A 23,091-nucleotide genomic window follows, 5' to 3' on the forward strand; every position below is an offset into this window, starting at 1 on the left:
TAGATTCAATGAACATGGAATTTATATATCGCCGATTCGAAACTTTAATCCGTCCTCTAGATCTGCCCTACGGCCCAATTCCCTCGAAAGGCCCCATATTCCTCCTTCTGCATTTCGCAAAAATGTTCAAAGGGGTTCTAGTAATAATAATTTTGACTAGCATGGCAGCTGAGGCAATAAATTTGACCGTCATCTGGGGGATTTCTGTCATTGTCGATGGTGTGAGTGCGAAGGGGCCCGCAACCTTTCTGAGAGAGGGTGTTGGACTACTCGCGACACTAGCTCTATTAATCTTTCCGGTTCTTCCAGTCCTCATTTTTCTTTCAAATACCCTATCCTCGCAGGTAGTTTCAGTTTGTATGCCTGCGACGATTCAGTGGCATGGCTATAAAGCCGTGGAGAAACAAGACCTTGCCTTTTTTCATGATATCTTCGCCGGTCAAGTAGCGAGCAGAATTTCACAGGTTGCATCGGCAGTTCAACAACAGCTTATTGTAGCGGTCCAAAGTCTTCCTCAACTCGTCGTCCAACTGATCGGCTCTGTCGGGCTTCTTGGTGCATTGTCATGGCAGTTAGCCGTGCCAGTTGTCATATGGTTTATAATGAGTGTGACTTTTGTCGCGCTCGTTGTCCCCCAACTAGCAGCTAAATCCAGCAAATCTGCGAGAGCTCGCAGTCTGGTTATAGGTGCTATGACCGACTTATACAGTAACATCCAGCTTGTTAAGCTGTTCGCATCCGAAGATAGCGAAGCAGGCACAATGCGTACTCTTGTGGTTACGGCTGTCGAAACACAGCAGAGGGAAAGACGGGTATTCCTAAGTACAGACATTGCTGTAATTATATTGAACGTTTTACTCTGGTTCAGCGTCTTTATCACGGGTATCTTTGGTCTTCTCAAATCATTCGTATCGACTGGAGAATTTGTTGCGGCCATATATATAGTGCAGCGCCTTGCCTCAAACGCGAGAGTCTTTCTCCAAATTGGACAGCAGATTTTTCAAGCGATGGGAACAATAAAAGACGCTATGCCTGTTATCACTACTCCCCCTACTATTACGGACTTACCAGAAGCCAAGGCCTTGGTCGTGAAGCAGGGTAGCGTCACATTCAATGCTGTGCATTTTGAGTATCGTCCCGGCAAGCCTATAATTAGCGACCTCAATCTTCGCGTAAGGCCGGCTGAGAAAGTTGGGTTAGTCGGCGTATCAGGCGCAGGCAAAAGCACTTTAATCCATTTGCTTCTTCGCTTCTTTGAACTCAAAAGCGGCTCGATCCGTATCGACGGGCACGATATTAGTCGGGTCACGCAAGCTTCGCTTCGTGATAGTATAGGCGTTATATCGCAAGATATTTCGCTTTTGAATCGGTCAGTGTTGGACAATATCCGGTACGGGCGGCCGAATGCGACACTAGATGAGGTGATGCATGCAACTGCTTTGGCGCACGCTGATCAGTTTATCGAGGATTTGAGGGACAGCGCAGGTCGAAAGGGGTACGAAGCGTTCGTAGGCGATCGTGGAATAAAGCTGTCGGGAGGTCAGAGACAACGAATCGCCATCGCACGTGTCTTGCTAAAAAATGCTCCACTTCTCATCTTGGACGAGGCAACATCGGCTTTGGATAGTGATGTCGAAGCCGCTATACAAGAAAATCTGGTGCATTTGATGGAAGGAAAGACCGTTATTGCGATTGCCCACCGACTTTCCACGATTGCCCAAATGGATCGAATCATTGTCCTTGATGAGGGGCGCATTATCGAAGAGGGCGCACCAAACGACCTTGTCGAACTTGACGGTCTCTATGCCCGTTTGTGGAAGCGACAAACAGGTGGCTATCTTGCTGGCTATAACCCGGGTAGCGGACTTTGAGTCGGAGGCTATTTTCGCTTGGCCTCGAAGGGAAAAAGATCGATGAACGGAACAGTAGCTGGTCAAAATTATCGGCTTGGAATTATTGGAGGACTTGGCCCGCTAGCATCCGCAAATTTCTGTGAAGTTTTAACAAAGTTGACACCAGTAGCAGGGGATCAGGACCATATTCCCCTGGTGATGTTGAACGTCACTCATACGCCGGACCGAACCGTTGCGATTGTTGAATCAGGCCCATCCCCGCTACCATCTCTTAGCTCAGCGATAAAGACACTAAACCAATTAGGTGTCGAGCTCGTGGTCATGACGTGCAATACAGCACACCATTGGTTCGACGAATTATCCTCCCAGAGTCGAGCCCGAATGCTTCACATTGCTGATTGTACAATAACCGACATCATGCAGAGATCGCTAGGCCGACGTATTGCGGTCCTCGGAACGGAGGGCACGGTCAGATCTGGTTTTTATCAACGGAAGCTCGCCGCCGCTGGCTATGAGCCGATTGTCCCGTCCGACCGCCTCCAGCTCGAAGTAAAATCCATCATAAATTATGTGAAAAGTGGGCACCTCATCGAGGCTAATACAGCTGCTACGAATATTCACGCCCATCTGGGAGAATTAAAAGCCGATGCTGTTATACTCGCGTGCACCGAGCTTCCAATCGTCTGGCGGTCCCGCGTAGAAGCAGGGTGCTTAACCGTTCCAGAGGTCAATCCAACTGTTTGCTTAGCACGCAGCACTCTTAAGGCACTTGGTTACGAACAACGTATGAAACGTACTTCCAAATCAGACTAAGGCCGATATGATGGACTCGACTAGAAGTAGCAGCTCTAAGCAATCCATTCCGGCGAATCTATTCCGCTATGAAAGCGAAAGCTGCTGATTGTTCGCCTTTCGACCAAATGAAATCGATTTGGCGGCCATACTTTGTTCTAGCGCTGGAAGATTCCAAGTTTATTTCGATGTCTAAAAAGGAGAAGAACACCGAATCCGCATGATAGCAGGCCTTGTAGCATGCTTCCTTGATACTGAATATTGAGGCGATTGCCTCATCGCCGTAACTGCTTTGCTCGCTCGGTGTTAATATGAGCGAGGCGAGATCAGACGTGATGCCGCTTGTCTTTTCGACATCGACGCCGATCCCGATAAATTTGTCCCGGTTGGCAATGACAGCAAAAGCAACCTCATCTGAATGAGAGATCGATCCTACCAAATTATCAGGCCAAATGGGATTTCCGAGGGTTGTTTTTATGACCGATACTTCCGGTTCACCCCGCTCCCGCAATATCTTCCGAATGAGATGTCGAGCGGCTCCACTTGCCGCTTTTACTTTATTATTAGCATCTTGAAACATAGCCAGTTCGTCAGGAGCGAGCCAGAATCTGTCTTCAGCAACAATCGCTTTCCACGCAGCGTTGACACCATAGGTTTGTATTCTGGATGAAAAGGATGCGAGTAATGCCCCGTCACCATATCCTAACATTCTCACTCCTTTTAGCCCATGCGTTGCCCGCTTCAGAATAGAAATTGATAGCTAAGAATTTCCAACTATCATTTTTGACCATTCAAAACGCGTCTGGGCCGAATCGCCGTCATCGAGGTAGCGCTTTTGGACGAGAGCGCCTTGAACGGAATCGAACGTACAACCCTAAAATTTTGAGAAGCTATAATTCTGATTATCCGCGACAATATTGTTATCTTGGATATAGACCACGCCTGTGTATGGAGAAGGACTTCAGCGTTTTTGGCGAGACCTATCGTAAGCCCACGGTGAGGGCCGTCTTGCGAGGTTGATGCGAACATCGGAAGTCCTAGTGCAAACACTAGGAGTAGTCCTATGACCAAGCATCCGATTGAAGTGATCACGTCTGTCGAGCGCCGTCGGCGCTGGTCTCGCGAGGACAAAGAGCGGCTGGTTGCAGCCTGCCTTGAGCCTGGTGCGGTTCTTTCCGAGATTGCCCGTGCGGCCGGCATCCACGTTAGCCAGCTCTTTCGGTGGCGCAAGGAACTCTGCCGGATCGAGGAGCCGTCGAAGCAGGTATCGAGCACCTTGGTGCCCGTGATCGTTTCGGAGGCCGCGCCGGCAGCCCAGCCCGCCGCCTTAGAAGCGCCAGCCCCATCGCAACCCCGTCGGAAGCGTAGCGATGTGACGATTGAGCTGGGCCGCGATCGCCGTGTCCGCGTGGACAGCGACATAGACGCGGAGGCGCTTGGCCGCATTCTCGATTGTGTGCTGGGGCGACGATGATCCCTGTTCCTGCTAGTGTGAAGGTCTGGTTGGCAACCGGCCATACGGACATGCGCAAAGGCTTTCCCGGTTTGTCGCTGATGGTGCAAGAGACGCTGAAGCGCGATCCGATGTGCGGGCATCTGTTCGTCTTCCGGGGTCGTGGCGGCGGCCTGATCAAGGTCATCTGGCATGATGGCCAGGGAGCATGCCTGTTCACGAAGAAGCTGGAACGGGGACGCTTCATATGGCCGTCGGCGGCCGATGGGACGGTCGTGATTACGCCGGCGCAGCTCAGTTATTTGCTGGAAGGTATCGACTGGCGGATGCCAAAAAAAACGTGGAGACCGACCTCAGCCGGATGAGCAAAAACGCTGGAATCGCTGGATAGAATATGATTCCATCAGTCCATGAACGATACGGCCGAACAGCTTCCCGACGATCTTGCCAGCGCACTTGCGGCCCTGGCGGCGGAGCGTGCCCGGCGTGTTGCTGCCGAGGTAGAAGCAGCGACTGCCAAGGCAGAAGCCGCCAGTGCAAAGGCGCTCGTGTCGCACTCCGAGGCGCTGATCGCGCGGTTGAAGCTGGAGATCGAGAAAGTCCGCCGGGAGCTTTATGGCAGTCGCTCCGAGCGCAAAGCGCGGCTTCTCGAACAGATGGAACTGCAGCTCGAGGAACTGGAGGCTGATGCTGGCGAAGACGAGCTCGCGGCGGAGATGGTTGCCAAGGGCTCGACCGTTAGGGTCTTCGAGCGCAAGCGTCCGTCACGCAAGCCGTTTCCCGAGCATCTGCCACGCGAACGTGTCGTCATTGCTGCCCCAACAAACTGTTCCTGCTGCGGCTCGGCCAAGCTTTCGAAGCTCGGTGAGGATATCACAGAGACGCTGGAGGTCATCCCGCGTCAGTGGAAAGTCATTCAGACCGTGCGGGAGAAGTTCTCCTGCCGCGAATGCGAGAAGATCACGCAGCCGCCAGCACCCTTCCACGTGACGCCGCGCGGCTTTGCCGGCCCGAACCTTCTGGCGATGATCCTGTTCGAGAAGTTCGCCCAGCATCAGCCGCTCAATCGCCAAAGCGAGCGCTATGCCCGAGAGGGGATCGACCTCAGCCTGTCGACGCTTGCCGATCAGGTCGGCGCGTGCGCCGCGGCCCTGAAGCCAATCCATTCGTTGATCGAGGCCCATGTCCTGGCCGCCGAGCGACTGCATGGCGACGACACGACCGTACCGATCCTGGCGAAGGGAAAGACCGATACGGGCCGCATCTGGACCTATGTCCGGGATGACCGGCCGTTTGGCGGGCTGTCACCGCCAGCAGCTCTGTTCTACGCGTCGCGAGACCGGCGACAAGAGCATCCCGTACGCCACCTGAAGGCCTTCTATGGCATTCTGCAGGCGGATGCTTATGGCGGCTACAATCCGCTGTTCAAGGTAGATCGCGATCCCGCGCCTCTGCGCCAAGCACTCTGCTGGGCACATTCACGCCGAAAGTTCTTCGTGCTGGCCGACATCGCCGCGAACGCCAAACGTGGCAGCAAAGCTGCGCCGATCTCGCCAATGGCATTAGAGGCCGTCAAACAGATCGATGCCCTGTTCGATATCGAACGGGAGATCAACGGTCTTGCCGCCGAGCAGCGTCTGGAGCGCCGCCGCAAAGACAGCCAGCCACTCGTAGAAGAGCTGCATGACTGGCTCCAAACCGAGCGGGCAAAATTGTCGCGCAGTTCTCCCGTCGCCGAGGCGATAGATTACATGCTCAAGCGATGGGATGGCTTTACGTCATTCCTCGATGACGGTCGGATTTGCCTGGCGAACAATGCTGCCGAACGAGCGCTCAGAGGCTTTGCACTCGGCAGGAAGTCATGGCTGTTTGCCGGATCGGATCGTGGTGCTGAACGTGCGGCGTTCATGGCGACACTGATCATGAGCGCCAAGCTCAATGACATCGACCCGCAGGCCTGGCTTGCAGACGTCCTCGCCAACATTGCGGACACGCCGATCAGAAGGCTTGAGCAACTCCTGCCGTGGAACTGGACACCCAAGACGCTGAGTGCTCAGGCGGCCTGACCTGCGGCCTTCGCCGGATGCTTACGACCTATCGCGCCAAGACTGTGTCTATCGCTTAGCGAACAAGGTCCGCGTAGGCATCTTGAATAGTCTTCGGTAAACGGATCGCTACGACATAGAAGACAATCGCGTCGCGAAGCGGGCGCAGAACACGTTTTAGCCGAGCAGCCAAGGGAGAAGTTCAACGTATTTTTCGCTCAAGTTCTTCCTTTACTTCCTCGAATTGATCCATGTCGAGATGATTGTTCAGGACCGATAGCGTTATTTTGAGGAATTCCGCCTTGATCGCTCCTCGAAACCGTTCGTATTCCGGGGTCTTCGGCTGTTCCAAAAGTCCAACTCGGATTTGCGTTACCTCTTTGGTCATTGCCTTGAGGCGGATTTGCTCGACGGCTGGCGCACCCTTCGAAGCTTTTTCAATGTCCTTTTGCAGGCTGTCGCTGTCGCGCAGTATTTTTTCCGCCTTCTTCACGTCAAACGTCTTGGCGTTTGATGTTACGAGATAGGCGGTGCGCAGTTTCTCAGCTTTCCCTTCAAGGACTTCAACTGACGCTTGATGATCTCTCGATACGCGTCGGGCCTCGCTCGTGAGAGACTGGCAAAGAGGATTAAGCTCTTTACGAATTGCCAACCAGCGGGGTTCTTCCTCGAAGTTGTCGCGGCGAGCGTTCGGCACAACGGCCCGAGGATCAATATAGATCTCACCGATGAACCAGTTAGACCAGCGAAACGACGAGCGGATCTCGTTGGTGGTCGGAACAAGAGTGATGAGATCGTTTCCATCGATCTGAATGTTTTTTACCCGAAAACGCAGACCGCTGACAGATTCATCCTGATAGCCACCAGGCTTGGCCTTGTGGCCGACCCATCCCCACCACGCACCAGACGCGCCTGAATGGATGGTGATCCCTTGCAAAGGTATATTGTCGCTATCATCGACCCCGAGCTTCGGCCGATACGGCTTGAAAACCTGCTCCTCTTTGATGGGCGAGCTGTGGCGGATGATCACCGAGATGAAGGTAAAGGGAATGCGTTCGAGCAAGGTTTCAGCGTCGTCTTCGAGCGCCGACCAATCGGGCAGGTCTTCTCCGTCCTCGTCTTCATCATCGTCGGTCACAGGGTCGACTAGCTCAGGCATTTCGAGCGCGTCGACCTCATCCATGATCCGATCGCGAAATGCCTTGAAATCCGGATGGAAATCTACCGGCGCGACCTGGGAGAGGAATAGCCGCAGTTGGAGGGGATCTATTGCCTCGACGGGGGCGTTTTTCAATCCAACCAGCGACACCTCGAAATAGTGTGCCCGGGGGTCGGCGACCTTGATTTGGTCGTAAGTCGCACATGCGGTGATCAATTCGGCCGCAGGTTTACGACCTGACCTCAACATTCCGCTGCGCAGCTCATTGCAATCGAACTCGACGATTGTCTCCAGGTCTTCGCCTGCTGCCTTGGTCCGGAAACGGAGGGTCTCACAAAACGCTATCCCGGCTAGTCGTCCGATACCTCTAAAACCGGCTTGACGACCTCGTTCCTTGCGCGATGCTCCCACTGCCGTCAGAGTCTTCACGGCCACGCGGTGGGAAAGGCCGACACCATTATCTAGAATGGTGAGTATTTTTTTATCTGGCGCGATAGTCAGCGTGACTTTGCCCGCTCCGCTTCTGAGCACCTTTTCCTCGATGGCCGTCTGAATGCCGTCGTAACTGTTCTGGACATATTCGCGGATTGCATTTTTACGCTCGCCATACATGCCAGTCGTGATCGATTCCAGAAGAAAGGAACCAATCAGCGGCGCCGGCACAGGCTTGGCTCGTCCACGATTGCGCGTTGTCAGGGCCATCACTCTTCTCCACTCATAGCTTCGAGCTCGACTCCAGAGTATTCAGAGACTCGCACCTGTTGATCTGTGTCCATGTTCGCCGTGATCAGTTGCCGCGGCAGGCGGTGATAGCGGGCGAGGATATCAATAAGAGAGCCAATGGTGGTGTCGAAAGCGCCGCCCGGCTGTTGAAGGACCTTTGAGAACCTGTGAGCCTCCTCGTCCTGTAAGGTTGTCATTAGATCCACGCCACCGAGCTTGATCGCTTGAAGGTCCGAGTTCGATTTGTTGTCAGCGGCAGGCTGTACGACCACCTCTAGAACCAGAGGTTGTTGGCTGCTGCCGGGTGTGAAAAACAGGCCGGATCCGGCTAGTGCTTCTCCCAGTGCGCTGACCGCATTTGCAACTTCTGGCATTGTCACCAAATCCAGCAAAACCGGCGACACAGAAAACGGGGCGGCTGTCTTCGGCGCCAGATTGTCATCGTAATAAAGAGCACCCAGCGAGCCAAAATACAGGCTTTCGCGCACGAATTCGGACATTTCGATTGCTTCGTCACGTAGTCGTGTCAGAAAATAAAGAGCTTGGAGGTCGCCCGCCTCTGCCAGTCGCTCCGTTCTTCGCCCAAAGGTGATGAGATCCAAGGCGCTCCATGTTTCCAGCGATGCCCAAGTAGTTTCGGCGAAAAGCTCAGCTTTTTTTACACTGTTGGCCTTATTAATCGCGCCCAAGTAGGTTGAAGCGGCTTTTGAGAGCTTACCAGCGGCAGGGCTCAAATTGTCTATATGAAGGGCTCCGAGCTCAACTGGCTTGTCTCCGTCGTCCTCGCTGTCGTCGGCCTCTTGGTCTTGTTGATCCTCTGAACCACCGCCTCCTTTTCCGATAAGGCTACTCAAGGCGCCAAATCTGGTTGCCCAGCTTCGCGCGGCCGCCGGTTTGCCGGAAAGCTTTGGCAATTGGGTATCTAGAGCTGCCTGCGCGAAGCTTTTATAAGCCACCCCAGCGCCTTCGAGGAGGACGCCGCAGTACATCGGGTCCAGCAAGATAAGCTCCTCAATTCCTTTATCAAAGGCTTCACGACGTAGGAGCGGATGAGGCGCGGGAACAGGCCGTGGCTTCTGCACAAGGCGATGGACGGTTTTCGTGACGCCTTGTTCCCCATGATGGTTGAGAAACCAGTCGTTTTTCCGGTCCGCGGTCAAGATGATGACGCCCCCCGCTTTCACGCTCGTAGCATGCCGGAGGGTTTCTCGCCAGAAAATCAAATCTCCGAAGCTATTGTCGCCGGCAGCATTCTCTTCGTCACCCTCTTGTTCGCTTTTTCGGCTTCCGCGCTTATGGGCATCCTTGAAGCTCGGCGGGATCACGCCTCTATTGCGTACGCGCTCATCGAAGTCGACATCGGCGATGACCTCATCAAGGGGGCCTGATAATAGCCGACTGTCGATAAAGGCTGATACAGCCTGGATCCCGTGCTCGAACTGTTCTGACTTCTGTGCTAGCTGCAGCATGCTGCGCAACGGCTGAACGGTTCGGGTGTATTCATCCAGAAAGAGCGCCCCACTGTTGGCGAAGCCGAATAGGTCGTCAGAACAGTAGAGGCGCATTTTCTCATAGAGTTTGACTGCGGCATCATCGAAAGCCTTGATATCGGCTGAGACCTCTTTGGTAACAGTCTTTTTTAGTCTGTGCTTGAAGAACTCATGTGCCGACCATAGCGGAACATGAAACCGCTCTTCTCTTTGCGCCCGCAGCCAATCGAAAAAAACTGATCTCGACGGTTTGCCCGCCTTTGCAAGCCACATCAGAAATGACGTATCGAAATAGGCGTGTGTGTCGCCCTCACTCAAGCTATCTTTCACGCGCTTGAGGTAATCGTCGGCAGTTTCGGGCTCTGCGCCGATAAGCGGTCCGGACCATTGGCGTGTCGTGGAAGCCGCTTTCTTCTGAAGGCGGACCGATTTGAGTTTGTTTACCTCCACTAAGCCTGCCCCCTGCATGCCAAAAATGCTTATTGCTATTCCAGCCGGAGCAAGATGCGATCAATCAAAGCTTTCGCCGCGACCCGGTTGGTAGAGCACTCGTAGACTAGCTCGAAAAAGTTTTCAAACCTTTGCCTTTCGACTTCTGGTAATCGAGCGAGGGGCGCAGCGACAGAGCCTACTTCGCTGTCACCAGCGGTCAGGTTCTCGCGCAGCGTGGATACGGCATCACGGTATTTAGGTGCCATGTCTGCCAAGATATCCATCTCGGCAATCTTCGTCATCTTGTCCAACGTCTGGCCCGCAGCCCTGGCAATTTCTGCTCTACCCTTCGACCCCAGACTTCCCTGCGCAATGACGCCCACGACCTCGCGCACAGAGGTTTGGGCAAGTTCAAACTCGCGTTGCCATTTGCGGCGGACAGAGCTGGTGCGGCAACGGCGAGCAATCTCCCGGGCCAAGGGAGATAGCTGGTTGGTAAGGTTATGATAGTGAGTGTTCTGATCGAAATGGTCACGTCGTCCATTCGGGACAATCTTCTTGTCGACAACATGGACCTCTCCAACCGCCCAGGCGTTGAATCGGGTCTCTGGAAATAAATCTTCCAACAATGCGTGTTCACCAATCTGGATGTTGCCAGATCGCAGTCTCAATCCCTTAACCCCCGCTTCATTCGGAAGGGCACCCTCATAATTGTGGTGCAAGATCCACGCAACGGCAGCCGTATCACCATCGACGCCAGGTATTTCGGTGAGGGACAGACTTTCAAATTCAATTGATTTCCCGCTCTCATTAATCATTACGTTGCGATGCGGTCTATAGACTGGTTGGTCCTGACCATCGATGCGGACGTCGAGTTCTCCCAAACCGACATGCTCCACGAGAGCTGCCCGGATGTCAGGGCCGAAGCGAAACTCGGGAGAAAATGGAACCGGAGCGACCTGACCAAGATATTCGTCCACGGCAGCTGGGCTCATTAAGCGGTCGCTGCGAAGTCTAACCACATTTCGGAGCTCAACTTCAAAGAAGCGTTCAGGATAATCGGCGACGGCTTTCTTCCTCAATGTTGCGACTGAGCGAATGAGTTCTTCGATAGTCCCTTCGGATTGACGCAGGGCGGCTTTTAGCTTGCGGCAATCCCAAACCAGTTCTGCAACCGACGTGTCGGAGGCGGTTTTTGAACGGAATATCAGCTCTTGTGCGTAGCCAAGGCCCGCCAAACGTCCCACGCCGCGAAATCCTCTCGCCGTCGTGCCGCGCTTCCGGCTGGCTCCAAGCGCGACCATCTTGCGGGCGAACTCTTTGTTCGCAACACCAATACCATTGTCCCGGATAAGGATTGACCGAGAGGCTGCGTCGATCTTTATCGAAACTTGTCCGTGTTCCCCCTCGCCTATGATGCCTGCGACCCGAGCTTCGTCGATCGCGTCGGCGCAGTTTTGAATATACTCACGGTACACCGTCATCGGGTCGACGTACATTGCGCTCGAAACGAGTTCCAGAACATCGCGGCCGATGACGATGTCGTTGAGGTATTCACTCTCGCCAACATTTTTTGCAGCGGCAAGGGCCGCTCGGCTGATCCGTGCTTCGGTCATGCAATAGCCCTTTGTTTTGGTGCGAGCTCTGCAGTGATCGCGATGCTCTCTTCCTCATAGTCCAATCCGGCGTCTTCAACTCGCTCGTCTTCCGCGAGCCCAAGGTCGGACATCGATTCCAGGCGGACCAGTTCTTTTTGAGTGGCCCAGATTGTCGTCAGTTCCTCCTTGGATACCGGAATGTAGAACCGCAAAATACGTCGAACCTTGTCGTTGGCAGCGAAGTCGCTCAACATCACGAATTCGCGCGGGTCGCGGGATGAAAGCAACTCCATAAGCTCGGCCCTCTCGTAGCTGTCAAGCTCAGCAAATTCTGCCCTGAATTCATAGAGCTTGTGATTCTGGTCGTATCGCTCGTACCACGTGCGATTAAAGATGAAGTCGTGCGGCATCATCAGAATGCGCGCATAGTCCTCGAACGTGTCGCCGAAAGCGTGTTTGAAAAAGTCCGGCGCTCCGCTGACGATACCATGGGTTGCTTGCAGTACAATCTGCATCGAACGCAGCTGGTAGCGGGACCACTTCTCACCGATATGCCCGCGATTGGGACGATTTGTCGGTTGATAGCGCATCGGGAACGACCAAATACGAATGCCAAGCTCTTCGTTAAGGGTCACGTTCAGACGCATGCGCTCGAACAGATCCTCCGGCCCGTCATGGAAATTATAAAGCATGTAGTTCGACAACTCTGTCAGTCCATATTCGGCGGCATAGCGCACCGCCTGCTCGTAAGGCTTTTTCACGCCCAGATGATCGAAAGCGATGCGAAGCGGCTTGAGGCAAATGGTCGACAGTTCACGCAAATACATCGGATCTTTGCACAGGATCCGAGCATCAACGCCCTGATTGAAGTCGACCCTACGCTGTACGGCGACCTTGGCGCCCGGTCTCATAAGCTTTGCTCCCGGCACGAAGCCGAGGTCACGGATTTCCGCAATGATTTCCTTGAACCGTGCCGATGCGACAACATTGTTGTCCATAAGAATAAGGTCTTTCTTCGGACCGTAATGCTCGTCAATGGCGCGCACCAAATCCGTCAGCGACTCGGTATCACGCTGCATGCCTTCAAGCTTCGGTACGCCGCAGAAATGGCACTTACGAATGCAGCCACGCGACGTATAGGCAAAATATGCGTCCCTTACCGGATAACGGTAATCGATCTGAGAGAGAATATCATAATCCGGAACAAGATCCTCAATCGGTCGACCGTTTGTGTCAGTGGAATAGAGTTCTTCTGCAAATTCGTCGAGCTGCAGGGAAATGGCTGGCGCGTCCGACAGCAATCCCTTAATAAACCTGATGCCATGCCAACGACGCTCATTCAGGAATCTCTCGTGCATAAGAGATGCAGCAATTCCGCCCACAAAGACTTTATCGGCCTGGCCGTTTGCCACTTCCAGCGCAAAGTCGATCGATTGAGAGATCTTGGGGTATTCGAAAGAAAAAAGGGTGGTAACATAGATGCGGTCCCAAGCCTCGTTCATGACCGAACGATCCTCACCCTTGATGAAACGCACGTTGTCGCGCTTTCCCCGGGGGCCGTGATATTGAGCTATCTTCATCAGTCCAAGCGGCGGGTATTTGTTCTTGTAGCTCGGCTCTATAAGCAGGATTTTCTTATTAGCCATTGCTGACAACTTTCAAATGAGAGCGATTGCGGGTTTCGCGGATGTATTCGACCGCCTCGTTAACCCCACCCTCGCCACCAAGTCCTTTTAGGCGGCCGGTCGTTGACCAATCGATATCATAGGCAAAGTCAGCGAGACGATTGACGAAGTAGCCACGGTCGAGCTTGGCCCCATCCTCCGCCTCGTTGTAAAGATCGGCGGCGATGTCCATTAAAGCGTATACGCCAACACCCTTGGTCAGGATGTGCTTACGCGGCGTGCTCCACTGAGCAGGAAGCACCTCGGCAACTGCACGCCAGAAGGACATGACGATCTGTGTGAGGGTTTCCGGCGACCGTGTCTTCAACGACCGGGTCGAGTTGAGAAATCGCTTTATGGCCTTCTGCATCGTCCGAAGCGATGCACGCCGGGTCATCCCGGAAGTGCTCTCTCCGCCAAGGTCAAGCTGTCGGCACCAAGGCGAATCTGGGTCATTGTTCAGATGAAGAGCGATAAAAATTTCCGGGCGATCCTTTGCCAGATCTCCAGCCAGATGTGCATCATGAAAATCGAGGAGACTGTTGCTTAGGCCTTTGGCCTTGCTGTTGATAGTACTGAAAACTTCCATCTCTTCTTTAAGACTGAGCCCCACATAGCACATGAACGGTAGCTGGATATCGAGATCCTCAAGGCAGCCAAGCCTATGTTGGCAATCGACTTGTGCCATGATCTTGCCAGCCTCCGGCTCTACCTCTAATCGAGCCTGCCCAGGCCCAACATTCTTGACGTTCCAACCCTTTTCGTTAGGGCGGAGATTCAAAGTGAGCGGGATAGTCGAGGCGCCGGACTGTCGGATATAGCGACGGAAGTCCTGGCTGTGTTGCGAGTTGAAGCGTCGTTGATAGCCAAGGCCGGTGTCTTCGTTCAACACGTCCGCGAAGCTATATCGATGCAGAAGTTTTGCTGGCGCAAACCCCAAAAGTACCGGCCTGTCGACTGACACGCCAGTCGAGCAAGTGAGCCAAATCGACTTTGCCATCGCACCCCCTAATGCAAAATCTGCATTCGTTCGCTGCAGTTTCTGCATTTACAGCGAGCAAGTCAAGGGGAAACGACCAGCGCAGCTTATCGTGCAGCTATTTCTTTGGGTTCAGTTTTTGTACTAATGTGTCAATCCGCCCCGAAAGCTTGCCAAGTTCGAACAGGATTTTTTTGCGGGTTTCATCCTGGGCGTGGTTGAGCGCGGCTTCTGTCCCTGGCAGTGCAAGCCAATTGCGAAACTTAGTGATCTTCTTAAGGGGCGTGTTATCAGCGCCGGCTTCTACGGCATGTTCGAAGGCATCCTCGAACCCTTCGGTCCCATTGACAAACTTTTGCAGCGCCTTCGGCGCCGAACAGATAATTGGCAAGCGGTCTCGGATATCGACCGCTTTAGCAATTTCGTCACTCTTTATTTTTTCAACAACAAGGCTGTCAAAAGCGATATTGGCAAGGCGAGCCTTTCTGATCTTCGACGACTTCAAATATTCGTCGTAATAGCTCCACTTCGCCGTATCGGCTTCATCATGGTCGAGCATGAATTGATAAACGGCAATTAGATGCTCGACCTTGCGCTTTGAGAGACCAATTTCTATTGCCAACTTGCCGGTATCGACGTCATGGGTTTTATGGCGACGGTAAAGAAAGCCAGCTTGTTCGAAGGGGGCCCAATCCTTTTTGCCCTTGATATGGTATTGGCCCAGAAGGGCGAAGATCAGAGCTTCATCAATGTCCTGCGGCAAAAGCCGCACCTTCATGTATCCCCATTTGACAGGATCGCTTTTAGCGAGTGCTCGATAAGCGGCAAGGCGGCTATTGCCTTCCAATACTTCCAGGGTGCCGGACCGCACCACAACCGGATCTGTCAACCCTCCGTCGCGCTTGATATCTTGGACCAACTTCTTCACATGATCCATATCAAGGAGTTTGCGCTCGATGTCTACCTGGCTGGGTTCTTCGCCTCCTGACCGCAAAATTGAATAGACACGCGGGTTTTCCACGAAAAATTGCAGATGCTTTTGCGGCAAAGATCCGGTTTCGACAGGCACCTCGACCCCGCGAATTAGGATCGGTTCGCCAGCCGTTAGCGGATGTTTATCCATCGCGTTCATTCTTCCTCCTGCGTGTTGAGCCCCAACACCTCGCGGATCATGTCGGCGAAGGCGTAGTCTGCGCGTCTATCATATTCCTTGCGGTCGATGTCGCCCTGCCCCAATTGGGCGGCGAGATGTTTGGCGGACAAAAGCGCATCGACCCAGGCATCAACCGTATTCGAGGCGATCAAATTGGTAACGAAGCATGGCTTAGTCTGCGAAATCCGATGAATTCGGTCCTGTGCCTGCAGATAATCATCGAGGCTGAAGCTGCGGTCGTAAAAGACAGCATGATTGGCGACGGTGAGTGTCAGCCCCTCCTTCGCCGCACCAGGCGTTGCGATCAACACTCTGGTTTGGGGATCCGTCTTGAAGGCACTCAAGGCTTCCTCGCGCTTGGCAAGCTCGATTCCGCCATGAACCAATACTGCTCCGAATTCTCCAAGGTGGCGGCACAGCGCCTCGGCATTCATAGTAAAATTGGTCCAAACCACGATCTTTTCCGCAGCATCGATGGCGTTTGTCACTAGCTCATCGAGAGCACGCATCTTGCCTGGCACGGATCTGTACGCCTGGTCGACCATCGCCGGATTGGACGCGACTTGGACCAGTCGCAGCAAACGCTTGAGGATGTCCTCGGCGTCATCAAGAACCGGGCGCCCCTGCCGCACGACGATTGCCGCTAGCTCATCGCGGTACTGACCGTATATTTCCGCCTGCCGCGGTTCGAGTTCGCATTCCAGATTGCGTATCGTTTTGTCCGGCAGCTTTAGCCCTGCGGTCTTTTTTGTCTCTCTGACCGAAAACGGCCGAACCTTCTCGAAGACCGCCTCGAGTTCATCTGCAAAGGCTTGGGCTCGCCTATCGTCACCGCGGAGTTCATTGCTTAGGTCCAGATCGCGCTTGAAGGCGGCAAATTCATCGCCAAGGCTGTTTCCCAGATCAAGAAACTTGATCTGGGACCATAGGTCGTATGGCCGGTTTGCGACAGGCGTTCCCGTCATGATAACCCGGCGGACAAATCCAGGAGCGAGCATGTGCGCCGCCTGGCTGATCTCCGCCTCCGGGTTCTTTATTTTGTGAGCCTCGTCGAGTATTGCGGCGACCTTGCGCGTTTTTAAAAACAGCTCCAGCCGCTTTTTTTCCGATACGATGGCTTCATAATGCATGAGATAGAGGCGGGCCGGACTGTTAAACGCATAGAAATTTGCGTTACGGTCTTGGCCCAATATTCGTGGGCGAAGATGGCTATGATCGGCAATTTCGTTGCGCCAGTTCTCAATGAGGCTCTTTTTGGTGACGATCAGCACCGAGTCTGCGACGTCGTTGGCAAGCCAAAACAATGCGAGATCAAGACCAATCTTTGTCTTGCCCAGGCCCTGTTCGTGAAAAACGGCTGCATAGGGGAGGTCTTTTACGGCAGCAAAAGCCTCCATTTGATGCGGGAAGGCTGAGCGTTTGGAGGCAAGGCTCGCGGCTTTCTGTGTTCTCAGCATGGCGACCTCAGCAAACTACAGCCCTCATACGGTCAATAACAATGGTCCTGGTCTGCGCGTCGATGAACGGCACCTTAAGCTGCAATAATAGCCGGCGAGCCGTCGCCGCCGCACTCAGTGGTACGCTCAACACAAAAATACCATTTGGCGTTTGCGACAGATAGTCGAGAAATGCGTGGATTTGGACGCGTGTGTGGTCGGTCTCAAGATCGGTCTTCGTCTTCGCTTCGCCGATCAGCGTTGCCGTAGTGGGAACATCCGTGGCATATAAATCAGGAACGTACCCGTTGATCCTTGGCGGTCGTTCGCCTCTGACCGGTCGGACAGCATCATTGCGTAGGCAAAGGTTGGTTTGTTGGCCGAGTTCGATTTCGGCATAGACAAGCAATGCATCGACCAATCTAGCATGGATGGCTGTCTCACCCATAAAATCAGCTCAGTTTGAGGCTGGATAGCAATTTGCTCAGTTCCGCCTGAGAATCGATCAGCGCCTGAGCGGTGTCACCGCCGGGGTCGGCTTCAATACGCTGATGCTCATCGTACCGAAGAGCCGCAATCTGGGTCACGAGTGCCCGAGCGAGCTGGCCGAGTTGAGCCTCCTGCAGCGTTTTCGTCAGATCCGGTTTTTCAAGAACTGCTTCCGCTTTCTTGATTCCGTCCTTAAGGAATATCTCTCGAGCCTTCTCGTTTCGTAGAACACGAGGCAAGACGCGCACCTTTTGCAAAGGATGCAATTTACCGCTGTGAATCCATCGCGCAAAATCGAAACAGTCGAAACCGGCGTGATTTATTGCCTGCTTTATCCCCGCTTTCTGTAACTCCACAAAGCCGCTGAAGCGTGTGGTGTCGAACTCCCCATCTTCCCCTACCACGGGGCGATAATACTTTTCGATATCGGCATAAGCGTTGATGCTCTCAAGCACCTCAGACTGGCGTCCGCCACAATAATCAACGATGGTGGCAAACGGCAGGTGTTCCTGTGTTCTGAGCTCATAAAGATATTTCGCCTTCGAGTAAGGATCCCACGGTCGCGTTCCCACCAGGTGTATCTGAAGCCTGATCGCATGAACGGAGGCCTCGTCAATTTCTTCATGAACAAGCGACGGAATATGAGTCCAGTTGCCTTTGACTCCCTCGTCGAGGAAGCTTTTATAGAGCGCAACCCTGGTATTACCTTCGACGCAGACAAGAGTGCCATCGGCTCGGCGGTTGAGGATCACAGGCTGAATAATGCCGCCGTTTGTGAGAATCGATTGCTTCAGCTTCTCGAAAGTTGTGCTGCTTGAACTGCCGGGCTCTTCCTCGTTGCCGGCTCCGAGCGCGAGGTAGATCGCCTCCGGTGAGGGATTGTCTCCGTACATTTCGAGGAACTTGCGGATCCGGGGGTTCGACCGATCGAGTTCAATCGTGTCTACCGCAATATTTTGGTGTGTTCCCGCATTGACCAATTTGATTCTCCCCCTCTGTTGCTAGACATTAGTGTTGATTCGCAGGGAATTCCAAGCAGCAAGATTAAATTGGCCGCAACTTTTAGTGGACAGAATCAATATTGCTGCATAGCTCCCCTGTAAAGACTATCGACAGTTTAATGAAGCTTTCTGGTCTGTCTGATTTTTGGAGGATAAACTTGAACGAGCACGAAGCACAGATAGAAGTAGTGGCTCAAGAAAGCCTCGAATGCTTTGCGACGATATCCGGTGCGGCTCGCGACCATTTGCACGCTACACGTGCTCCATCCATCCAGATTGCAGACAACAGCTGGACAAATCCGAATGCTGACCAAAACCGCCGCCGCATCGACGAGGAGACTGCCCAAACTCATCGTTTGCTAATCGAAGAACCCGCAATTGCACGGGTAAGTGTCGCCGATGAGGACGGTGAGACCACCGACTATTACATCTGCCGCACAAGCCCTGTCCCACTTACAAACAAGGGTGTAAAGCTCGCAAGTTATCGCTCGCCGGTGGGTAGGCTCGCCTCACTTCCTGTGGGTTCAGATCACACCCTTTTTCAAAACGGCCGCCCCGTTACGGTCGAAGTCGTGGAATTTGCACGCTTCCAGCCAAGGGTAGTCGTTGGCCAATGGGATGCACATAACGCCGTAGTCGCCGGCGGCCAGTACGGCCCACTGAGCATCGAATCGTTTCGCCGATGGCTGGAGCGGATTCTGCCCGATGTCGATGCGAGTGTGCTCGACGCCTTGCTGGAAGAAGAAAATGCAGCCGCCATTATTCGGGCGGGCTTGCATCGAAGCGTTATTACCAGAATGGATCTGCGCGACCAGCCGTTGCTCGACCAGTATCAGGACGAGATTTTCCGCCTTCCGCTAAACAGCAGACTGTTGCTGCTGGGCGCCCCAGGAACCGGCAAAACGACGACCCTGATCAAAAGGCTCGGCCAAAAGCTTGATATCGCATTCCTCGAAGAGGACGAACGCCGCGCCATTGGAGCGACATCGCTGAGCCGTGAAAGTAATTACGCTCGTGACTGGATCATGTTCACCCCAACCGAACTCCTGAAACTCTACGTTAAGGAGGCATTCAATCGCGAAGAAATCCCGGCGCCCGACGACCGCATCAGCACCTGGTCAGACTATCGCGAGGAACTTGCACGCAACACTTTCCCCATCCTCCGCTCCACGTCTAATTCAAGCAGCTATGTTCTTAAGGACAACGCGCTGACATTGAGGCCGACATCTCAGGATGACGCGATTGCCTGGTTTGAGGATTTTGACCAGTGGCAAAAGGCAGCGTTCTGGGAGGAGATGCGTAGTTCTGCGACAGCTTTGAGCGAACAAACAGCGTCTGATGTCGCCCGGGTCGGGGCGCGACTTTCTGCAGCCATGGGTCCACAAGGGAGCGAAAGCACTCAGGTATTTGTCAGTTTCCTTTCTATTGCCGAAGACATCAGGGCAATGGTGGAGGCGCGCAAGGCCGCCACAGATTCCGAGTTGAAAAAGTCTCTGAACCTGCAGGTCAACCGGGACAGGGGCTTTCTCGACAGCTTTGCAGTCTTCATCGAAGGCTTGTCCGATGTGACTGACGACGCGGATGAACAGGACGAAGACGACGAGGAGGCAAACCAGCCACGGGTCGGCAGAGCGGCTGCGATGAACCACTATCTCCGTGTCCTGCGTACACAAGCGCGAGCACGCGCGCGTCGGAGAAATGTTCCGAAAGCCAGCCGTTCCGGCCGCATCATCGATTGGCTTACGGGCCGAATGCCGGCTGATACGGATATGCAGCGCATCGGGGAAAGCCTTGTGGTGCAATCCGCACTCCGATGGTTCGTCAATCCGGTGCGCCGCTATGTCGATGGGGTCCCGCAACGCTATCGCCGCTTCCGCCGCATCCGGCAGGCAGAGGGATTATGGTTTGCCCCGGACGGGCATGCAGTGACGGATCTTCACCCCCTGGAAGCGGATATCATACTGCTCGTCATGATGCGCAGTTCGGACGAACTCGTGCGCCGCGCCCGACGGCTTGATACGCCGGAAAATCCAGCTCAGCGGATTCTGACGCGCATGAGCGAACTTTATAGGACCCAAGTTCTCGTTGACGAGGCAACGGACTTTTCTCCCATACAGCTTGCCTGCATGTCGACGCTTGCCCGACCTGTCAGCCGTTCATTCTTTGCTTGCGGTGACTTCAACCAGCGGGTAACTGCATGGGGGACCCGGTCGCTCGAGCAAATGAAATGGGTTCTGTCGGATATCGAAAATCGTTCTATTTCGATCGCTTATCGGCAGAGCAAAAAACTTCACGCCTTGGCCCGCCAACTGGTCGCTCTCAGTGGGGACAGCGCCGCGGAAGTTGTCCTTTCTGACTTTGCTGACAACGAAGGCGTATCGCCGGTCCTGGGAACGGGGATGATTGATGCTGCAAAAACGGCGCGCTGGCTTGCGGACAGGATCATCGAAATCGAGGAGACTGTCCGCGAACTCCCGTCTATTGCCGTTCTGGTCAACAGTGAAGCTGATGTCCGCCCGGTTGCCGACACTCTGGGTGAGGCTCTCCTTGATAATAACATTCGCGTCATACCGTGCCCCAACGGTCAAGTTCGGGGTCGAGAGGGCGCTGTCCGCGTCTTCAATGTCGAGCATATCAAAGGGCTTGAGTTCGAAGCCGTCTTTTTCGTGGGCGTCGATACATTGGCAGCTAATCTACCTGACCTGTTCGACAAGTACCTATATGTCGGAGCAACGCGGGCGGCGTCCTATCTCGGGCTCACCTGCGCTGGGCTGTTGCCGGATCGAGTCAAACACCTCGAACCGCTCTTCGAGAAGAAATGGTAGGAGGGTGCGAGCCTGAGAATGACGGATTCGCAGGCCTGACGTTCTTGCTCTGTCTGAAGCCTGTTAGAGTGGGGCCTCCCCTTTGCTCTGCACGTGTAACGCCTGTGGTCACCGGTATGTTGTGTCGCTTCATGACGCGTGCCTGAGCGGATTTTCAAAGGTATCATATGGAAACGCAGCTTCTGAAATGCCTTGTTATTCGCAATGATCTTGACGAAGCAGCAGTCGAGGTCCGCAACAAGGGGCTTATTCGTGCAATCGCGCACCTCAAGACCGCTTTCATTGCCTTCCACAATCTCAATGATTTTGAGAAGACCCTACGTTCACTGTACCGCGAGCATCGCGATCTAAGTACCAGCTATAAACATATCGAGAAAGCCGTCGAATTTTTCTCATACTTGCGTAACCGGTTCGCCGGCCACCTGGTGGATGAGCTTGTTGAAATGGCACTTATCTGGAAGCCCGAAATACTTATGACTCTAAACCGGGACCATGACGCAAATATCGTTCTGATCTACAATTTTTGGCTACTGGAGACGGCGATAGACACATGTGTCGATCCAGACGAAGCTAATAGGTTTTTCGAATCTGAAACCGACTTCAACTTCCCACCGGACGAGAAACGGTTTCACGACACGCGGGAGACAGCTTGCTGTGTACCGGCGTGCCGACGACATCTGATAAAATTACGATCGGGTGATTGATAGCAAACATTCAGGGCAAGAAAATTGCCCGGTTAGGAGATGCATGTGCACATGGCGGCAAGCTTGTCGAAGGTGTTTCCTGGATCACCTTAGAGTGAGCAATGTTTGGCCCATCGGGCTTAGCGGATGAGATTTCCTGGAACTTAGCGAAAGGCAATCCATAAGATGGGTAGCGGCCATTTGACGAAAGTCTTACAGCTCTGCAAGATCTCTGAAGCAGCGTCGCAGTTCCACGAAAGCGACATGTACGCGATCAACCGTGTTGATGCCGATCGTCACGGTCAGAATGCCTGGCACGTTAACTTTTCGCGTGGTTGCAAGACGTTTCAGATGACCTTCAACGATGGTACGTATGGCGGTACGGAAGCAGCCTGCCTGGCGTCTATTACTTACAGCCCGGTAAACATTTCAAAGAAGCTGCCTGGATCGCCCGGATTGAGATGCAGGTTGAGGGTCATGTGAATGACGCTTCAACAAAAAGGCGCCGCAAAGCTATCACCCGAACATTCAACATCGGCAAATACGGCCACAACGAAGCCAGACGGCTGGCGGAAGAAGAGCACATCCGCATGGTGCTTGCTGTCGACAACGGCGCCGAACCCGCTCTTCGCAGCCCGCACGCCCTCACGCTAAATCGAAAATTGACCAACACAGAAGATTGATCACACAGGCGAGAGCTTCCCCATCCGAATGTACATATCTTGGGGCAGTCACATATCGGAGATGGCGGATCAAGCCTCGTGGCAAACGCCAGCTAGGCGTTTTTGCGCCGCGACAGTTGAGAGAATGGCTCCCGACCCAATGCTGCAGAGAGTTTTCGCCAATCGCTACCACCCATGCAGGGCATACGCAAAATTTCAGCGCTGGAAAGGTGAGCGATGTCCGCCAAAGTTTCATAACCATGTTGGTTTAACATGAAAACTGTGGTCGGCCTCATCTTGATATCGGAGAGTGCTTTTTGATCGTTTGTCATTCCGACACGATCCGAAAAATTCACACCACTTGCAATGTGCAGATCTGCATCTTCGTTTCCCCTTTCGTGCCACGATCTTGATCGCAGACCATTACGGGTGCCAGAACTGTGCACGCCACAAACCATTGAAATCGCGGCTGATTCTATCTTAAACGAAAGCTATTTAGGCCTTAAGATGCAACACTCTGTATGACACGAGGTAGGCATTTTAACCATCGATAAGTACCCCTTATCGATGGTAGTTGATTTCGTGGCCCAAATCGAGGATTGTCGGTCGCCCTGAATGACCGGAAAGCCATGGTTTTCCGGTCTTTTTGGCAGA

General features: G+C 53.6%; 19 protein-coding genes. 8 read left to right on the forward strand and 11 right to left on the reverse strand.

What is annotated here, in order from left to right; genetic code table 11:
- Nucleotides 1-8 precede the first annotated feature (8 nt).
- Together RMR21_RS25730 and cuyB are read left to right on the forward strand one after the other, a co-directional pair.
- Nucleotides 9-1,871 carry an ABC transporter ATP-binding protein gene (locus RMR21_RS25730; RefSeq protein ID WP_498672727.1) on the forward strand — a complete coding sequence of 621 codons (1,863 nt, stop codon included), beginning with the start codon at nt 9-11 and terminating at the stop codon, nt 1,869-1,871.
- A gap of 42 nt (nt 1,872-1,913) precedes the next feature.
- Complete coding sequence (cuyB, locus tag RMR21_RS25735) at nt 1,914-2,666, forward strand: cysteate racemase (protein ID WP_498672729.1); 753 nt, start codon at nt 1,914-1,916, stop codon at nt 2,664-2,666.
- Nucleotides 2,667-2,724: 58 nt separating this feature from the next.
- On the opposite strand, the gene RMR21_RS25740 is transcribed toward cuyB, so the two are convergent.
- Nucleotides 2,725-3,354, reverse strand: a complete 630-nt coding sequence (locus RMR21_RS25740; RefSeq protein WP_498672731.1) for a 4'-phosphopantetheinyl transferase family protein — start codon at nt 3,352-3,354, stop codon at nt 2,725-2,727.
- Between the two features lie 354 nt (nt 3,355-3,708).
- On the opposite strand from RMR21_RS25740, the gene tnpA reads away from it, so the two are divergent.
- The 3 genes from tnpA to tnpC are packed head-to-tail and all read left to right on the forward strand — an operon-like array spanning nt 3,709 to nt 6,164.
- On the forward strand, nt 3,709-4,119 hold the full coding sequence (gene tnpA / locus RMR21_RS25745; protein WP_498667442.1) for an IS66-like element accessory protein TnpA: 411 nt from the start codon (nt 3,709-3,711) through the stop codon (nt 4,117-4,119).
- The gene (gene tnpB / locus RMR21_RS25750) at nt 4,116-4,463 is read left to right on the forward strand and encodes an IS66 family insertion sequence element accessory protein TnpB (RefSeq protein ID WP_498667441.1); all 348 of its coding nucleotides are present in this window, start codon (nt 4,116-4,118) and stop codon (nt 4,461-4,463) included. Before tnpA ends, tnpB begins: the two co-directional genes overlap by 4 nt.
- A 45-nt stretch (nt 4,464-4,508) precedes the next feature.
- Nucleotides 4,509-6,164, forward strand: coding sequence for an IS66 family transposase (gene tnpC, locus RMR21_RS25755; protein WP_498667440.1), 1,656 nt, complete (start codon nt 4,509-4,511; stop codon nt 6,162-6,164).
- Nucleotides 6,165-6,345: 181 nt separating this feature from the next.
- Here tnpC and RMR21_RS25760 read toward each other — a convergent pair whose 3' ends face one another.
- The 9 genes from RMR21_RS25760 to RMR21_RS25800 are packed head-to-tail and all read right to left on the reverse strand — an operon-like array spanning nt 6,346 to nt 18,246.
- Nucleotides 6,346-8,004: an ATP-binding protein gene (locus tag RMR21_RS25760; protein WP_498672733.1), complete on the reverse strand. Its 1,659-nt coding sequence runs from the start codon at nt 8,002-8,004 to the stop codon at nt 6,346-6,348.
- Entirely contained in the window at nt 8,004-9,983 is a 1,980-nt protein-coding gene (locus tag RMR21_RS25765) for a PIN-like domain-containing protein (RefSeq protein WP_498672735.1), read from the reverse strand. Before RMR21_RS25765 ends, RMR21_RS25760 begins: the two co-directional genes overlap by 1 nt.
- Before the next feature lie 17 nt (nt 9,984-10,000).
- The gene (locus RMR21_RS25770; protein ID WP_498672737.1) at nt 10,001-11,563 is read right to left on the reverse strand and encodes an ATP-binding protein; all 1,563 of its coding nucleotides are present in this window, start codon (nt 11,561-11,563) and stop codon (nt 10,001-10,003) included.
- Nucleotides 11,560-13,191, reverse strand: coding sequence for a radical SAM protein (locus RMR21_RS25775; RefSeq protein WP_498672738.1), 1,632 nt, complete (start codon nt 13,189-13,191; stop codon nt 11,560-11,562). The genes RMR21_RS25770 and RMR21_RS25775 overlap by 4 nt, the downstream gene beginning before the upstream one ends.
- Entirely contained in the window at nt 13,184-14,257 is a 1,074-nt protein-coding gene (locus tag RMR21_RS25780) for a DGQHR domain-containing protein (RefSeq protein WP_498672740.1), read from the reverse strand. Before RMR21_RS25780 ends, RMR21_RS25775 begins: the two co-directional genes overlap by 8 nt.
- A 49-nt stretch (nt 14,258-14,306) precedes the next feature.
- The gene (locus tag RMR21_RS25785; RefSeq protein WP_498672742.1) at nt 14,307-15,320 is read right to left on the reverse strand and encodes a hypothetical protein; all 1,014 of its coding nucleotides are present in this window, start codon (nt 15,318-15,320) and stop codon (nt 14,307-14,309) included.
- The gene (locus tag RMR21_RS25790; protein ID WP_498672743.1) at nt 15,317-16,798 is read right to left on the reverse strand and encodes a DEAD/DEAH box helicase; all 1,482 of its coding nucleotides are present in this window, start codon (nt 16,796-16,798) and stop codon (nt 15,317-15,319) included. The genes RMR21_RS25785 and RMR21_RS25790 overlap by 4 nt, the downstream gene beginning before the upstream one ends.
- 7 nt (nt 16,799-16,805) lie before the next feature.
- Nucleotides 16,806-17,225: a hypothetical protein gene (locus RMR21_RS25795; protein WP_498672745.1), complete on the reverse strand. Its 420-nt coding sequence runs from the start codon at nt 17,223-17,225 to the stop codon at nt 16,806-16,808.
- A 4-nt stretch (nt 17,226-17,229) separates the two neighbouring features.
- Entirely contained in the window at nt 17,230-18,246 is a 1,017-nt protein-coding gene (locus tag RMR21_RS25800; RefSeq protein ID WP_498672747.1) for a ParB N-terminal domain-containing protein, read from the reverse strand.
- A gap of 179 nt (nt 18,247-18,425) precedes the next feature.
- Between RMR21_RS25800 and RMR21_RS25805 the strand changes: the two genes are divergently transcribed.
- The 3 genes from RMR21_RS25805 to RMR21_RS25815 all read left to right on the forward strand — a co-directional run bounded on the left by RMR21_RS25805 (nt 18,426) and on the right by RMR21_RS25815 (nt 22,458).
- Nucleotides 18,426-21,092 carry an ATP-binding domain-containing protein gene (locus RMR21_RS25805; protein WP_498672750.1) on the forward strand — a complete coding sequence of 889 codons (2,667 nt, stop codon included), beginning with the start codon at nt 18,426-18,428 and terminating at the stop codon, nt 21,090-21,092.
- Between the two features lie 167 nt (nt 21,093-21,259).
- The gene (locus RMR21_RS25810; RefSeq protein WP_498672754.1) at nt 21,260-21,796 is read left to right on the forward strand and encodes a hypothetical protein; all 537 of its coding nucleotides are present in this window, start codon (nt 21,260-21,262) and stop codon (nt 21,794-21,796) included.
- 458 nt (nt 21,797-22,254) lie between these two features.
- Entirely contained in the window at nt 22,255-22,458 is a 204-nt protein-coding gene (locus RMR21_RS25815) for a hypothetical protein (protein ID WP_498672757.1), read from the forward strand.
- A gap of 92 nt (nt 22,459-22,550) precedes the next feature.
- Here RMR21_RS25815 and RMR21_RS25820 read toward each other — a convergent pair whose 3' ends face one another.
- A complete protein-coding gene (locus RMR21_RS25820) occupies nt 22,551-22,769 on the reverse strand; it encodes a hypothetical protein (protein WP_498672760.1) in 219 nt (72 codons plus the stop codon).
- Between the last annotated feature and the right edge of the window lie 322 nt (nt 22,770-23,091).

This window comes from Agrobacterium sp. rho-8.1 (assembly GCF_033957725.1).
GTDB lineage: Bacteria > Pseudomonadota > Alphaproteobacteria > Rhizobiales > Rhizobiaceae > Agrobacterium.

Bases quoted from the DNA above. Each gene is read 5' to 3' on its own strand.
- RMR21_RS25730 (WP_498672727.1), top strand. From the start codon at position 9: ATGAACATGGAATTTATATATCGCCGATTCGAAACTTTAATCCGTCCT.
- cuyB (WP_498672729.1), top strand. From the start codon at position 1,914: ATGAACGGAACAGTAGCTGGTCAAAATTATCGGCTTGGAATTATTGGA.
- RMR21_RS25740 (WP_498672731.1), bottom strand. From the start codon at position 3,354: ATGTTAGGATATGGTGACGGGGCATTACTCGCATCCTTTTCATCCAGA.
- tnpA (WP_498667442.1), top strand. From the start codon at position 3,709: ATGACCAAGCATCCGATTGAAGTGATCACGTCTGTCGAGCGCCGTCGG.
- tnpB (WP_498667441.1), top strand. From the start codon at position 4,116: ATGATCCCTGTTCCTGCTAGTGTGAAGGTCTGGTTGGCAACCGGCCAT.
- tnpC (WP_498667440.1), top strand. From the start codon at position 4,509: ATGAACGATACGGCCGAACAGCTTCCCGACGATCTTGCCAGCGCACTT.
- RMR21_RS25760 (WP_498672733.1), bottom strand. From the start codon at position 8,004: ATGGCCCTGACAACGCGCAATCGTGGACGAGCCAAGCCTGTGCCGGCG.
- RMR21_RS25765 (WP_498672735.1), bottom strand. From the start codon at position 9,983: ATGCAGGGGGCAGGCTTAGTGGAGGTAAACAAACTCAAATCGGTCCGC.
- RMR21_RS25770 (WP_498672737.1), bottom strand. From the start codon at position 11,563: ATGACCGAAGCACGGATCAGCCGAGCGGCCCTTGCCGCTGCAAAAAAT.
- RMR21_RS25775 (WP_498672738.1), bottom strand. From the start codon at position 13,191: ATGGCTAATAAGAAAATCCTGCTTATAGAGCCGAGCTACAAGAACAAA.
- RMR21_RS25780 (WP_498672740.1), bottom strand. From the start codon at position 14,257: ATGCAGAAACTGCAGCGAACGAATGCAGATTTTGCATTAGGGGGTGCG.
- RMR21_RS25785 (WP_498672742.1), bottom strand. From the start codon at position 15,320: ATGAACGCGATGGATAAACATCCGCTAACGGCTGGCGAACCGATCCTA.
- RMR21_RS25790 (WP_498672743.1), bottom strand. From the start codon at position 16,798: ATGCTGAGAACACAGAAAGCCGCGAGCCTTGCCTCCAAACGCTCAGCC.
- RMR21_RS25795 (WP_498672745.1), bottom strand. From the start codon at position 17,225: ATGGGTGAGACAGCCATCCATGCTAGATTGGTCGATGCATTGCTTGTC.
- RMR21_RS25810 (WP_498672754.1), top strand. From the start codon at position 21,260: ATGGAAACGCAGCTTCTGAAATGCCTTGTTATTCGCAATGATCTTGAC.
- RMR21_RS25820 (WP_498672760.1), bottom strand. From the start codon at position 22,769: ATGACAAACGATCAAAAAGCACTCTCCGATATCAAGATGAGGCCGACC.